Genomic DNA, 13,554 nt, shown 5'->3' on the forward strand with positions numbered 1-13,554 from the left:
CGAGGGCCTCGAAGGTGTAGTCGAACTCGTCGGTCGACGGTGCGGACGAGCGGCCGAAGCCGATGTGATCGGGTGCCACGACGCGGTACCGGTCGGCCAGGGCCGGGATGAGGTGCCGGAACATGTGGGAGCTCGACGGGTACCCGTGCAGCAGGAGTAGCACGGGGGCGTCGGCGGGCCCGGCCTCCCGGTAGAACACGTCGAGCCCGTCGACGGAGACGGTGCGGTGGTGGACGGCGACCATGACTAACCCCTTAGATTGTTTTACCGGTTAGCTGACGGTAGCATGGGTCAGGTCGTGCCGGACAGGTGCGAGGAGACGAGGACCGATGCTGACAGGCGAAGAGCTGCTGCTGGCCGTGCTCAACAGCGCCCCGGTGGTAGGCGGTCAGCCGACGGACGACCTCGAGGGCGACCACGGTCGAGAGCTGGCCCTGAGCTGGGGAGGCGTCGGCTCGGCCGACGAGGTCGCTCAGCTCCGCCGGGCTCGTGCGGCCCTCCAGGCCGTCATCCGCGGGGCCGGGCCCGAGGCGGTCGACGAGCTCGCACGCGTGGTCGATGGAGCAGTGCGTACGCCTCGCGTCACGTCCAAGGGCGTGGTCTGGGACCTCGTCGCGGCCGACGATGACCGCCTCGCGACCACGGCCGTCCTAGCGTGGTCGCGCGTCGCCGAGCAGTTCCCGGGTCGCGTCCGCGCCTGTGCGAACGACGAGTGCAACCTGTTCCTCGTCGACCACAGCCGCCCCGGCACCGCGAAGTGGTGCTCCATGGCGACCTGCGGCAACAGGATGAAGGCACGCACACACGCCAGTCGCACCAGAACCTGAGCGCGTGCGTCCGACGGCGAGGGGTCAGCGTGGGCCGCTAAGTCCCAGGCGCGGCATCCGGCTCGTAGGTCTGTCGCTCAAAAACGATGGATTCCGGGTGGACTCGTCCGACGGTCAGATCTGCCGGCCAGAAACGGCGACCGGTTCGAAACGGGGTTTTGAACCGGACCGGGTTTCTGGGAAGCCCGCAGACCGGGCGCCCGTTAGACGGTCGGCTGCCGGACGCCGCCGGCAACCGTCATCATTGCCCCCATCGGGCCGGAGCGGTCAGGGCCGACGGAAGATGCTGATTCCGGCGACGATTGCCCACACCTGTAGCGGGAACACTGTGATGCGTTCGGCGATCCCGATTCCAACGGGGCCGGTGGGGTCGGCGATGGCGATCGCCGTCAGCGCGAAGCCGAGGAGGCCCGTGATTCCGAGTACGAGCGCCGAGCGGCGGACGACCGGTCGGTTCCGGGTCGATCCGGAGCGCCCGGCAACGATGAGAGCGATGTTCCCGACGATGAAGATCGGGAGTGCTCCGATCGAGTGTCCGGCGATGCTGACGTCTTCGGGGATCAGGCCGACGATGATCCAGGACAACCCGGAGAGGACGACCATGACCGGCCAGGCCAGCTTCCGACCGGTCTGCGCCGAAGCGGTGGACACGAGAATGGTCCCGAGTGCCAGGAGGATGCCTTGCGTGATGAACGCGGCGTTCATGCCGGTGTGGAGGGGTGAGCAGACGTCGTTGCCGAGGACGGGTGCGCAGTGCACTGCACCGAGGTCGCTGATGTAGTTGGTCCACCAGCTGTAGCGGGGCTGCTCCCACGCGCTCTGCACGACGAGGTGCATGACGAGGAACTGCACGGTCCCGAGAATGAGCAGGGCTGCGCCGAGTCGGGTCGTGCCTGTGGCGCGGCGGGACGCAGGTGCGAGGGACGTCGTAGTGGGAGTGGTCATTTGGTGGGGTCCTTCGGGGAGATGAGTGCTGTCGCGACGGCTCCGGCGAGGAAGATCGCGCCGACCCAGCCGAACGCGGTCGTGTAGCTGTGGACGACGCTCGCGGCCTGGGCTGCGGGGTGGGCGGTGAGGTGAGTGGCTGCTGCGGTTGCGGCGATGGTGTTCAGGACGGCGACGCCGACGGAGCCGCCCACCTGCTGCGCCGCGTTGACGGTCGCAGCGGCCGCTCCCGCGTCGACATCGGCGAGGCGGGCGGTGGCGGCACCGGTCGCGGTAGCGATGACGAGCCCGATGCCTGCGCCGATGAGGATCAAGCTCGGCAGCAGGTGGACCGCGTAGGCGCTGTGCAGCCCGATGCGGATCAAGAGCAGCGCACCGACGCCGGCCACCGTCAAGCCGATCGGGACGACGAAGCGGGCTCCGATTCGTCGGGTGAGCGCAGGTCCGATGAATACGGCAGCAACGACGAGCGCCGCCGGGACGGGAAGGAACGCCAGACCGGTGCTGACCTGGGCGTACCCCAGCGTGCTCTGGAGGTAGTAGGGCAGGAAGAGGAACGTCGTGAACAGCCCCGCTGAGGACAGCACGAGCGCGACCAGCGCACTCCCACGCCCGCGGTCGACGATCACCCGCATCGGCAGCAGCGGTGTGCTGACACGGGTCTCCACAACGACGAACACCGCGAGCAGTGCCGCTGCGACGACGAGTAGCGCCAGGGTGAGCGGATGCGCCCAGCCCGCGGTCTCCGCGTTCGACGTCCCGAGGACGAGCGCGAACAGGCCGAGCGTGATCGTCGCCGCTCCGCCGAGGTCGAGTCGCTGCGTGGTGGTCCGCGATGTGTTCCGCACGAGGAGCGCGGCCCCGATAAGCGCTGGGATCGCGATGGCGGTGTTGATGAACATCGTCCATCGCCAGGACAGCACCTCGGTGAGGGCCCCGCCGAGCAGCAGGCCCACGGTGGTCCCGACCATCGACACCGAACCGAATACACCGAAGGCTCTGCCGCGTTCGGCGGGGTCTGTGAACGTCGTCGACACCAGCGCCAGCGCGGCCGGGGCCAGCAGCGCTGCGAACACGCCCTGACCGATCCGGGCTGCGACGAGCAGCTCGACGGTCGGTGCTGCGCCGCCGATAGCGGAGGCGATGCCGAAGCCGGCGAGGCCGATCAGCAGTGCCCGTTTCCGGCCCCACCGGTCGGCGAGGCGTCCGCTGAGCAGGAGCAGGCTGCCGAACGCGAGCGCGTACCCGGTAACGACCCACTGCCGTGCACTGTCCGCAAAGCCGAGGTCGGCCTGCGCGGACGGGAGCGCGATGGTGACCACGGTGGTGTCCAGTGCGATCATCAGTTGTGCGAGCGCGAGAGCGGCGAGCAGCCACCACCGCCTCGATGAGACATCGGTCGTCACGGGTGTTTCCTCCTTGTTCAGGGCGCGACGATCACCGGTGACCAGTCATCACCGGCGTCGTGCGGGGGTCGGTCAGGGGCGGCGCGCAGTCCAGATCGTGCGCGTCCCACGGACTCGAACCTCGTCGAGGAGCTCGTGTGTGCCGTTCAGGTCGGCGGTGAGACCGCGCAGCGCGGCGACGTCCTCGCTGGACAGGCGGGGCAGTGCGTGTTGTGCGAGGCGGCGGAGTTCGAGTGCTGCGTACGCGCCTCCCGGCCCGTCCGCGGGGAGTGTCTGGTCGCTCTCGACGGTCTGCGCGGTGACAGCCTCGAAGCCAGCAGCGGTGATGGCGGCGGACCACTCCGGTGCAGGCCCGCCGGCGCCGGCGGCAGCGCGCAGCACCGATTCGAGCGATGTGTACGCCGCCGGGAGGACCGTGGGAGGCGCGTCCATCTCGCTGACGAAGAGCGCGCCTCCCGGCCGGAGCACGTGGAACGCCGTGTTGAGCGCGGCGGCCCAATCGGGTACCTCGTGCAGCGCGTTCGAGGACCAGACGAGATCCACACCGCGTACGTCGACTGCCCCACTCGTGACGTCAGCGCGAACGGTCTCGACCCGATCGGTAATCTGCCGTTCGTCCGCGCCACGGCGCACCGCTTGGAGCATGTCCTCGTCGACGTCGACGGCCGTCACCTGTGCGTCCGGGAACGCCTCGGCGAGTGCAAGTGTCCCGGTTCCGGTGCCACTGCCGACGTCCACGATGAGGCGGGCGCCAGGAGCGAGTGCCCTTGCCAGGGCAATCGACTGCCCTAAAACGTGCGCGTGCACGACAGCATCGAGTTCCAACAGGCGAGGCAGGAGCGTCGGATCCGCGTGATCGTGCGAGTGCTGAGGCATGCTTCTACCGTAAGAGCTCTATGCTCCTGCGGCATACACTCTTGCTCATGGAGCAAGAACCCGATGTGGATCGCCTCGTTCGACTGCGGATCCGCGCGCTGCGACGAGCGCGCGGATGGACGCTCGACACGCTCGCCGAACGCAGCTTCCTCAGTGCGTCCAACCTGAGTCGGATCGAGACGGGCTCTCGCCGGATCGCGCTGGACCAGCTGGTCCCGATCGCCCGCGCTCTGGACACCGGCCTCGATCAGCTCATCGAACCGGTTGACGACGCCGATGTCGTCATCCGGCCGCATCAGGACGAGCGGCGCGGACTGACGATGTGGACGCTCGCGAGCAACCGCACCCCGGACGGCCTCACGGTCGCGAAGATGCGCATCACGACACCGGCACCACCCGAAGCCGAAGCGGGTGTGCACCCCGGACGGGACTGGTTCACTGTCCTCTCCGGTACGGCTGAGTTGCGATTGGGTGACCGCCTCATCCGCGTCGAGGCCGGGAGTGCAGCGGAGTTCTCGACCATGATCCCGCACGCCATCGGAGCAGCCGATGGCCAGCCCGTCGAGGTACTCACCATCCTCGCCACAGCTGGCGAGCACGCGCACATCGCGCCCTGATCGCCGAAAGGTGCGCCGACCCTGTCGGGGCACCGCTGGCAACCAGCGACTCATCGGGAGACGGCGTTGGTCCTGCGGCTGATCGATCACCGATCAACTTAGTCCTCCGAGCGCTTGCTTGCTCGCACCATCACATAGCCCACGGTGTCCAGAGTCACGAGCGACAGGATCCCGAACGGGAGGGGCGAGACGGTGAATAGTCCCCATGGGACCGTGATGGTCCCGCAGACGAGCAGCACAGCAAACATCGTCACCGCGACGCGACGCGATGCGGGATTCTCATGGATGGAGAAGTCGCAGTCGCAGTCGCAGTCGCAGTCGCAGTCGCAGTCGCAGTCGCAGTCGCAGTCCGAGTCCGGGGCGCCGTCGTACGAGTGTTCCGTAAGCCGGTGGCTCACCGCTACACGACAGTTGTCACCTTCGACGCCTTCCGTTGCCTACTGCAGCCTGACCAGGGGTATTCCCGTATACCTGTCCCGCAAAAATGCCCGGTGAAGGGGCGCCAAACGCTCCACGCCACCCCAGGCGACGAAGGCCAAGGAACCCGCGCCAACATCCTTCTCGACACCGGCATTGCCGTGACGGTCACGGACGCCCCCCCCCCGACGACAACCTCGAGCACGAGGACCGGAACTTCGTAGCCGAGATCACGGTGCGTCCGCACGGTGGCGGAGCCTCGCCCGTGACTCGGCCGTGTACCGACCGGAGGCGCGGTGCCAGCTGGCACCGCGCCTCCCGTCCGTCGTGTGGTGCGGACTACGCCTGCACGTCGCCGCGCCAACCCGGCTGGGTCGGTGCGTTCTCGACGCGCTCCTTGTAGTTCTGCAGGTCCTTCTTGACGGCGTGGCCGCCGACGCCGACGGCGGAGCCGAGCTTCTCGAGGATGCCGGAGGGCTCCCAGTCGATCTGCACGGTCACACGCGTCTCGGCGTCGGAGAGCTTGTGGAAGGTGACGACGCCGGCGTGGTCGGTCTCGCCGTCCTTGACGGTCCAGGCGACCCGCTCGTCGGGGTGCTGCTCGGTGATGAGGGCACGGAACTCGCGCACCTGACCGGCGACCTTCACGGTCCAGTCGGTGGTCTTGTCGTCGACCTGGACGATCTTCTCGACCTCGTCGAGGAAGTGCGGGAACTCCTCGAAACGGGTCCACTGGTCGTAGGCCTGGCGGACGGGGACGTTGACGTCGACGGTTTCGATGATCTGAGGCATGCACCGGACGGTAGGCCGATCGACCTGGGCGGCACTCAGCAGCGCTGTCCCCCTGCGACTCCGGCGGGTGCGGGTCCGTCCGCCGCTGCGCAGTAGTGTGGGGAGGATGACAGAGCACGGGAAGCACGCGTTCCACGAGCGCGACGACCACGGGATCCTCGTGCGTCCGGCGCTCGCCTCGGACGTCCCGCACATCCAGCGACTCATCGCCCCCTACGTCGACCGGCGCATCCTGCTCGGCAAGGAGAACGTCGCCCTGTACGGCTCGATCCAGCAGTTCCGGATCGCCGAAGGGCCCGACGGCACCCCCATCGGGTGCGGTGCGCTCGCTGTGTTCTGGGACGACATCGCCGAGGTCCGCACGCTCGCCCTCGACGAGCAGTGGATCCACAAGCGTGTCGGACACCGGATGCTCGAGGCACTGGAGCACGACGCCCGCGAACTCGGCGTCGCCCGGATCTTCTGCCTGACCTTCGAGGTCGACTTCTTCGCGAAGCACGGGTACCTGGAGATCGGCGAGAGCGTCGTTTCGCCCGACGTCTACGCCGAACTGGTCCGCTCGTCGGACGAAGGGGTCGCGGAGTTCCTCGACCTCGCCCGGGTCAAGCCGAACACCCTCGGCAACACCCGCATGCTGAAGAACCTCTGACGCTTTCTCGTGCCGCCCGGCGGGGTTGCCGTGTGTGGACCGCGCCGTTGTCTACCCTGTGCGCATGTCGTCGTTGCGTCACCCCGTCGGGCCCGAGAAGCCGGTCGTCTACTGGCGCCGCCGGGCGCTCGTGCTCGGGGCGCTGCTGGTCGTCGTCCTGGTCGTGGTGCTCATCGTCGTCGGGCGGGGGAGCGGGGCCACGTCGGCGACGCCGAGTGCGTCGGCCTCTGCTGGTGCCGGGTCCGGTGCCGGTGCATCGTCTGATGGTTCTTCGGCCGGTTCCAGGTCCTCGCGGTCTGCTGCGCCGAAGCCGGCGGCTTCTTCCTCGGCTTCTGCGACGAAACCCGCTGCTGCCGACGGCTCGACGTGCACGAAGGACCAGGTCGTCCTGACCCCGGTGCTCGACAAGCCGGCCTACGGCCCCACCGAGGACCCGAAGATCGCGATGTCGATCAAGAACTCCGGCACGAACTCCTGCCACCTGGACCTCGGATCGGCGCAGCAGGTACTGACGATCAGCTCGGGCGAGGAACAGTACTGGTCGTCGAAGGACTGCCAGACCGGCGGCACGAACCAGGACGTCACGATCAAGTCCGGTCAGACACTCACGACCCCGGCGATCGCCTGGGACCGCACGCGCTCGTCCACGTCGACGTGCGACTCGTCACGGCCGGCGGTCACCGCGGGAGGCGCGAGCTACCACCTGCAGGTCGCCGTCGGGAACCTCGAGTCGAAGAGCTCGGTGCAGTTCATCCTGCAGTAGGCGGCGGGTTCGCGGTGCCGATCCGGTCCTCCGGCTGTGCCGAGCAGAGGCGCCGGAAACAGCAACAGGCCCCGTCGTCCGAAGACGACGGGGCCTGTTCAAGCTGATGTGATCAGCCGAGGACGGTGATGTTCTCCGCCTGCGGGCCCTTGCGGCCCTCGGTGATGTCGAACTCCACCTTCTGGTTCTCCTCGAGCGACTTGTAGCCGTTGCCAGCAATCGCAGAGAAGTGCGCGAAGACGTCAGCGCTGCCGTCGTCCGGGGCGATGAAGCCGAAGCCCTTTTCGTTGTTGAACCACTTGACGGTACCGGTAGATGCCATGATGGCGTTTCCTTAGCTTTCTTGCTTCCGCCAAGGTGCAGATGCACCGACGGAGACCCCGACGTACGTCGACGGGGGTAATGCGCCACGCGGGCAGGTGCCGGCGGGACGGGTTCGGGGTCAGGCCTGTCGGCCAGTGACCCTGGGGCCCGGGTTGAGGGGCAAACCACCTCGCCCGGACGTTGAGCGCCGCCGAAGCGGTTCCATCAGGCTAGCGTGCTCTGGGCCGACTGGCTACCCGTGCGTCACGGAACGACGAAAATCTGGTGGAATTGAGCTGATGGCAGACAAGGAACAGCGCTTCCGGAGCGAACAGCTCGAGGAAGCCCTCGCGAAGCAGGACGTCGCTGCGGTGGCGTTCGCGCTCCGCCACGACATCGTGATCGTCCCCCGACTCGTCACCGGCAAGAAGGACATGCAGGTGCGGGTGTTCGGCCGTGAGGGGTCGGACAAGCGCATCCTGCTGCTGTTCTCGTCGGCGGACGCCTACACGGCGATGGTGCCGGACGAGAAGATCCGGCAGGTCATGGTCTACGACGGGCCGCGGCTCGAGGAGTTCCTGGCCGCCCACCTCGACATGCTCGAAGGCGTGTTCTTCGACATCGCCGGCCCGCACACGATGCAGGCCGCGCCGGCGGACCTGCTGGCCGCTTTGCGCGCGTAGCGCCTCAGAACGCGCGGTCGAGCTCGCGTTCGCGCGGGGACTGCGTCATCGAGAACGCCACACGCAGGGCTTCGCGCAGGTGCCCGGAGTCCGAGCCGAGCACGGTCGTGAACCCGAGGCGGGTGGCCTCGTTCACGCGCTGCTTCGTGCCCGTGGCCGGACGGATCTCGCCGGCGAGGCTGATCTCGCCGACGGCCGCGAGGGTGTGCGGGTACGGACGGTCTCGTGCGGCGCTCGCGAGGGCCAGTGCGATCGCCAGGTCGGCGCCGGGCTCCGTGAGCTTCATGCCGCCCACCGTGGACACGTAGACGTCGGCGTCCGACAGCTTGAGGCCGGCACGGCGTTCGAGGACCGCGAGCAGCATCGCGACGCGCGAGGCATCGACACCGTTCACGACCCGGCGGGGCTGCGGTGCCGAGCTCGGGACGATGAGGGCCTGCACCTCGACCGGCAGCGCGCGGCGCCCCTCGAGTGCGACGGTGACGCAGGTGCCGGACACCGGGGTGGCGTTCTTCGACATGAAGAGGCCGCTCGGGTCCGGGACCTCGTGGATGCCGTCGCCGCCCATGTCGAAGCACCCGACCTCGTCGGTGGGGCCGAAGCGGTTCTTGAGTGCCCGGACGAAGCGCAGCGCGGTCTGCCGGTCGCCCTCGAAGTGGCAGACGACGTCGACCAGGTGCTCCAGGAGCCGCGGGCCGGCGATGGTGCCGTCCTTCGTGACGTGGCCGACGATGAGGACGGGCAGGGCGCGGTCCTTCGCGATGCGGATCAGGGTCGAGGCGACCTCGCGCACCTGGGATGTACCGCCGGCGATGCCGTCGATCGAGCTCGATGAGATGGTCTGCACGGAGTCGGCGATGAGCAGGTCGGGCTGCACCTGGTCGATCTGGCCGATGATGACGCCGAGGTCCACTTCGCTCGCCAGGTACAGGTCGTCGTGCATCGCCCCGGTGCGTTCGGCACGGAGTCGGACCTGGTCGACGGACTCTTCGGCGCTGACGTAGAGGACGCGCTTGCCCGAGGCTGCGGCTCGCGACGCGACCTCGAGCAGCAGGGTCGACTTGCCGACACCCGGCTCGCCGCTGAGCAGGACCGCCGCACCCGGCACCACGCCGCCGCCGAGCACGCGGTCGAACTCGCCGATGCCGGTCTGCCAGCGCTGCACGGAGGTGCCGCGGGCTTCGGTGATCGGTCGCGCGGCCCGTGCGCCGGTGACGGCGACCGCCGAGGTGCCCCGGGTGCTCGCCGACGCCGCGGAGCTGTCTTCGACGGTGCCCCAGGTCTGGCACTCACCGCACCGGCCGACCCACTTGATGCTGGTCCAGCCGCACTCGGTGCAACGGTAGAGGGACTGCGGGCGCGCCATGTCGTCGAGGCTAGGCCGTACGGCCGACATCACCGGCGCGGTCGTCCGGCTCGTCGGGTCCGCTTGGTTCGTCCGACTCGTGTCGGTCGTCGGGCAGCGCGATCGACCCGGTCATCCGGTGGCGCAGGCGCTCGACCGGCCCCGGACCCTGGCGGGAGGCGTGGTCGAGTGCCTCGGCGCCGTCGGTGTCCTGCTCGGCGCGGGCGTTCGCCACCGCCCCGGCTTCGCGACCGAGGTTCTCGGCCTCACGCACCGACAGGTAGTGGCGGATCGCCGCCACCGTGTCGACCCGCGCGTCGACCGCCGGTTCGAACGCGCTCGCCCAGACCTCGTAGCCGCGGTCGTTCGGGTGGAACAGGTCGCCGTAGCTGTTGAAGAAGGTGCGGCGGACCCCGACGCGCTTCGTGATGGTGTGCAGCGGAGCCACGGTCAGCCCGAACTCGTCGGCCACCCGGTGCACGATCTCGTTCGCCACCGCCACCTTGCGCTCCCGGTCCGGCACGAACATGCACGGCAGCTCGGCCACCACGGCGTGCGAGGGGACCGCACCGTAGATCGCCCGGATGTTCCGCTCGAACTTGTCCGGGTCGAAGTCGGCGATGTCGTTCGCCCCGATCGACACCGTGCAGATGTCGGGCGCGTAGTGCCGGAGCTTCGGCAGCTGATCACGCTTCGCGCCCCACGTGGTCGAGCCGGAGACGCTGAGGTTCACCACCCGGACCGACATGTGGGAACGGTGCCGGATGCGCCGCGCGAGCAGCCCCACGTAGCCGCGGCCGGGCGCGGTAGCACCGACCCCCTGCGCTGCCGAGTCACCGATCGCCACGTAGAGCAGCTGCCCCTCGTGCTGCTGTCGTTCGCGCCACCAGTCGGCGTGGATCGGGAGCATGTCGACGACCCGTTGCGCCGCTGCCCGTTGGCCCTTCACGCCGGCGCGGGCACCGACGGCTGCGGCACCGACGACGCCGAGGCTGCCGACGACGGAGGTGAGGAGTGCGATGAGCGTGCGGGATCTCATGCCGTGGACGGTACGCCCGCCGGTCTTGCCGGAGACGAGGAGGACCTGTGGGTGTGGGGAAAGCCCTGCAGGTGACCGCCTGTGGAGGGGGAGCGGACCCGGGGTGTCATCACGGGCCTCCCGGATCGTGTAAACTCTTTCCCGGTACCGTGTCCGAGCGGCCGAAGGATCATGTCTCGAAAACATGTGTGGGGGCAACTCCACCGTGGGTTCAAATCCCACCGGTACCGCCAGTAACACGACGAAGAGCCCCCGGTTTCGGCCGGGGGCTCTTCTCGTTTCCCGAGGATCAACGACGCGATCGCGTCAGTTCTGGCGTGTGGGAGAAGCGTTGCGCTCCCTCCGTCCGGCCGAAACCTCCGTGTGGAACGCTCAGGTGTTCGAGTTGCCCTGGGTCAGTAAGCCCCTTCAGTGAGCTGCAGCGTACGCGTCGAACACGTGCTTCGGGAGTCGACCCCGGACGCCCACTTCGAGCCCGGCCGAGACGGCCCACGCTCGGACAGCCGACGGAGACGCTGCCTTCAGCGGGTCGGATGTCGAGACCAGGCTGGGTGAGGCCTTCGCGGTGGCCGTCGCCGAGCTGGACACTGCGGGCTGGAGGTGCCGCAACAACACCTCGAACGTGTCCGGGTGCACGCGACGCGTGTCGAGTTCGGTCGCCTTGGCGAACTTCCCGCCGGAGAAGGACCCGTCCGTGACCAGCATGGCGGTCAGCCGGGACACTGCACCGACGACACGAACGCCGAGCTCCTCGGATCGCTGCTCGAGTCGCGCACGTTGGCGTTCGTCGCATCCGGTGAAGACGACCTTGTCCCCGACGCGGAGCGGTTCCCCGTGTGGCCACGGGGTCGGTAGCGCGCCCAAGCCTGCGCTCAACCGGGCATGACGAGCGGCATCAGCGCGGTCGAGGACTCGCTTCACCTTCGTCTCCGCGACGCCCAGGAGCGACGCGATGCTCCGCAGTTCACGGCGCTCGTCGTGCGAGACCCGTCCGTCGTCGACCGCCCGGTGCGCCAGCGCCAGGAGGAACGATTCGTGCGCCGCACTGATGTCTGCCGAGGACAGCTCGTACTCAGCGCACAGCTCCTGCAGGGCCACTGACTCAGCATCGGAGATGTCGCCGTCCTCGAGGGCGTCGAAGAGCATCTCGAGGTACGCCGTCGACCCGACGGGTGCTCCTTCCTCGAGTACTTCGAGGAGGGACATCGCGGTGAGCTGTTCGAGCAACGGGGGAGCGGTGGGACGTGGCGGGGCGGTCCGTGCAGGACGTCTGCCGACGGACGCCCCGTCGACGCGCGGCCCCTTGGCGGGCGGCGAAGCAGACCGTGACGGCGACCGAGACGGACCAGACGGCCACCGCGTGCTCCTCGCGACGTCCTGCGCCTCGATCAGCACAGGATCCGCACCACCGTTCAGCCCGACGTAGGCACCGAGCAGCCCCGCGGCGGCTCTCGCATCGCCGAGCGCAGAGTGCGCGTCGTCGAGCCGGACGCCGACCGCCCAGCAGCAGTCGGCGAGTCGGCGCCGGTCCATGTCCGGCAGGTACGCGTAGCTGGCATCGAGCGTGCAGTACGCAGCGATCCACGGCACGTCCCAGCCGGCGCTCTTCAACTCGTTCCGGAGGAACGCCAGGTCGAACTTGGCGTTGTGCGCGACGACGGCGAGCCCCGAGAGACGTGCGACGACCGTGCCGGCGACCTCGGCGAAACGCGGTTGACCGACGATGTCGGCCTGCCTGATGCCGTGGATGTGGGTTGCCCCGACGGGTCCTTCAGGATCGACTCGGGTCACCCATTCGTCGACGACTGCGCCTGCTGCGTCGAGCCGCACGATCGCAACCTCGAGGACGCGGTCCCGCTGCGGTGAGAGCCCGGTCGTCTCCACGTCGACGACTGCGAAAGCGGGCGCGCCGGCGCTCACGGTCGTCTGTGCAGACGCTGGCGCTACCGGGTGCTTGGCCGAACGTGCCCGACGCCCGAACAGCCAGTTGAACAGTCCCACCGATGCCTTCTTCCACCCCGCCGCGACGGATGCTCGCGGGGAACGGGAGCGTCGCGGTCTTCCACCTCACGCTAGAAGACAGCCGCCGGCACGGGGAACGATCGGGCGTCCCCAGAAGAGGGGCCAGTGTTCGGCCTGGCTATTCCGGAGGGATCCGAAGGTGGGCCCGCATCGTCAGAACTGCCGGTTCGCCACATCCGCCCGGTGCGACACCGCCAGTATGTCCCGCAGCCGCTCGGCGGGCAATGGTGCTCCCTGATCGGCCAGGTAGTCCGCCGCAAACCCCTCGGCACTCGCCGCGTAGATGCCCGTGTAGGCCCCGGACTCCGGCTCCAAGCGCCATGACTCGGCCAGGGTCCCGGCGTCCACGGTGTCGAACCCGAGCAGCTGCACGATCTCGGCGACCACGGCCTTCGCCTGCTCGTCGTCGCCCGCGATCGGCAGCGCCGTGCGGGGCGTGGAGCCGGCGAGGTTCGGGATGTGGTGCACGACGATGTTGTTGAACGCCTTGACGATCCGGGTGCCGGGCAGGAGCGTCTGCTCGTACTCCGCCGTGGTCGTCGCGAGGCTGTCGAGCTGCTCGATCCGGCCGTCGCGACCCGGGTAGTAGTTACCCGTCGACAGCACGGTCCGCCCGGCGAAGGCGTCCAGGTCGGGGGCGAGTGCCGGGTAGGCAGTGAGCGGAATGGCGAGGACGGGCACGTCGCCGAACTCGACGGCCTGTCGCACGGTGCCGGCCTGGGCCCGCGGGCCGAGCTCGGCGACGAGGTCCTGCAGCGACTCGGGGCCGCGCGAGTTCGCGATGAGGACGTCGAGGTCGGCGGCGACGGCCAGGCGTGCGATCGCGGTGCCGATGGCTCCGCTGCCGATGATGCCGATGCGGTTCATGTG

General features: G+C 68.9%; 15 protein-coding genes and 1 tRNA gene. 6 read left to right on the top strand and 10 right to left on the bottom strand.

Translation table 11 applies throughout. The features are described 5' to 3' along the window. Nucleotides 1–244: alpha/beta fold hydrolase (locus KK087_RS16160; RefSeq protein ID WP_214566661.1), on the bottom strand; the 244-nt coding region annotated here is incomplete at its 3' end. Between the two features lie 85 nt (nucleotides 245–329). Between KK087_RS16160 and KK087_RS16165 the strand changes: the two genes are divergently transcribed. Beyond that, entirely contained in the window at nucleotides 330–827 is a 498-nt protein-coding gene (locus KK087_RS16165) for a CGNR zinc finger domain-containing protein (protein ID WP_214566663.1), read from the top strand. Nucleotides 828–1,094: 267 nt separating this feature from the next. Here the strand turns inward: KK087_RS16165 and KK087_RS16170 are convergent, their stop codons facing one another. The 3 genes from KK087_RS16170 to KK087_RS16180 all read right to left on the bottom strand — a co-directional run bounded on the left by KK087_RS16170 (nucleotide 1,095) and on the right by KK087_RS16180 (nucleotide 4,054). After that, a complete protein-coding gene (locus KK087_RS16170) occupies nucleotides 1,095–1,772 on the bottom strand; it encodes a DUF998 domain-containing protein (protein WP_214566666.1) in 678 nt (225 codons plus the stop codon). Further along, a complete protein-coding gene (locus KK087_RS16175; protein WP_214566668.1) occupies nucleotides 1,769–3,178 on the bottom strand; it encodes an MFS transporter in 1,410 nt (469 codons plus the stop codon). Before KK087_RS16175 ends, KK087_RS16170 begins: the two co-directional genes overlap by 4 nt. A gap of 72 nt (nucleotides 3,179–3,250) precedes the next feature. Next, a complete protein-coding gene (locus KK087_RS16180; RefSeq protein WP_214566670.1) occupies nucleotides 3,251–4,054 on the bottom strand; it encodes a class I SAM-dependent methyltransferase in 804 nt (267 codons plus the stop codon). Between the two features lie 47 nt (nucleotides 4,055–4,101). Between KK087_RS16180 and KK087_RS16185 the strand changes: the two genes are divergently transcribed. Then, nucleotides 4,102–4,671, top strand: coding sequence for a helix-turn-helix transcriptional regulator (locus KK087_RS16185; RefSeq protein ID WP_214566672.1), 570 nt, complete (start codon nucleotides 4,102–4,104; stop codon nucleotides 4,669–4,671). Nucleotides 4,672–5,427: 756 nt separating this feature from the next. Here KK087_RS16185 and KK087_RS16190 read toward each other — a convergent pair. After that, nucleotides 5,428–5,880, bottom strand: coding sequence for an SRPBCC family protein (locus KK087_RS16190; protein WP_214544126.1), 453 nt, complete (start codon nucleotides 5,878–5,880; stop codon nucleotides 5,428–5,430). A gap of 106 nt (nucleotides 5,881–5,986) precedes the next feature. On the opposite strand from KK087_RS16190, the gene KK087_RS16195 reads away from it, so the two are divergent. Both KK087_RS16195 and KK087_RS16200 read left to right on the top strand, forming a co-directional pair. After that, entirely contained in the window at nucleotides 5,987–6,529 is a 543-nt protein-coding gene (locus KK087_RS16195) for an amino-acid N-acetyltransferase (RefSeq protein ID WP_071245253.1), read from the top strand. A gap of 64 nt (nucleotides 6,530–6,593) precedes the next feature. Next, on the top strand, nucleotides 6,594–7,292 hold the full coding sequence (locus KK087_RS16200; protein ID WP_214566674.1) for a hypothetical protein: 699 nt from the start codon (nucleotides 6,594–6,596) through the stop codon (nucleotides 7,290–7,292). A gap of 112 nt (nucleotides 7,293–7,404) precedes the next feature. On the opposite strand, the gene cspE is transcribed toward KK087_RS16200, so the two are convergent. Further along, entirely contained in the window at nucleotides 7,405–7,614 is a 210-nt protein-coding gene (gene cspE / locus KK087_RS16205) for a transcription antiterminator/RNA stability regulator CspE (RefSeq protein WP_017887662.1), read from the bottom strand. A 280-nt stretch (nucleotides 7,615–7,894) separates the two neighbouring features. On the opposite strand from cspE, the gene KK087_RS16210 reads away from it, so the two are divergent. Further along, entirely contained in the window at nucleotides 7,895–8,278 is a 384-nt protein-coding gene (locus KK087_RS16210) for an SseB family protein (RefSeq protein ID WP_017887661.1), read from the top strand. Between the two features lie 4 nt (nucleotides 8,279–8,282). Here KK087_RS16210 and radA read toward each other — a convergent pair whose 3' ends face one another. Continuing rightward, nucleotides 8,283–9,644 carry a DNA repair protein RadA gene (gene radA / locus KK087_RS16215; protein ID WP_027467076.1) on the bottom strand — a complete coding sequence of 454 codons (1,362 nt, stop codon included), beginning with the start codon at nucleotides 9,642–9,644 and terminating at the stop codon, nucleotides 8,283–8,285. A 10-nt stretch (nucleotides 9,645–9,654) separates the two neighbouring features. Further along, entirely contained in the window at nucleotides 9,655–10,662 is a 1,008-nt protein-coding gene (locus KK087_RS16220; protein WP_214566676.1) for an SGNH/GDSL hydrolase family protein, read from the bottom strand. A 143-nt stretch (nucleotides 10,663–10,805) separates the two neighbouring features. On the opposite strand from KK087_RS16220, the gene KK087_RS16225 reads away from it, so the two are divergent. Next, a tRNA-Ser gene (locus KK087_RS16225) sits at nucleotides 10,806–10,895 on the top strand. A gap of 175 nt (nucleotides 10,896–11,070) precedes the next feature. Here KK087_RS16225 and KK087_RS16230 read toward each other — a convergent pair. Further along, entirely contained in the window at nucleotides 11,071–12,546 is a 1,476-nt protein-coding gene (locus KK087_RS16230; RefSeq protein WP_214566678.1) for an exonuclease domain-containing protein, read from the bottom strand. 291 nt (nucleotides 12,547–12,837) lie between these two features. Next, complete coding sequence (locus KK087_RS16235) at nucleotides 12,838–13,551, bottom strand: NADPH-dependent F420 reductase (RefSeq protein ID WP_214566679.1); 714 nt, start codon at nucleotides 13,549–13,551, stop codon at nucleotides 12,838–12,840. Nucleotides 13,552–13,554: the final 3 nt, after the last annotated feature.

Origin of the sequence: Curtobacterium aurantiacum (assembly GCF_018598555.1) — a bacterium.
In the GTDB taxonomy this organism is placed as follows: Bacteria; Actinomycetota; Actinomycetes; order Actinomycetales; family Microbacteriaceae; genus Curtobacterium; species Curtobacterium aurantiacum.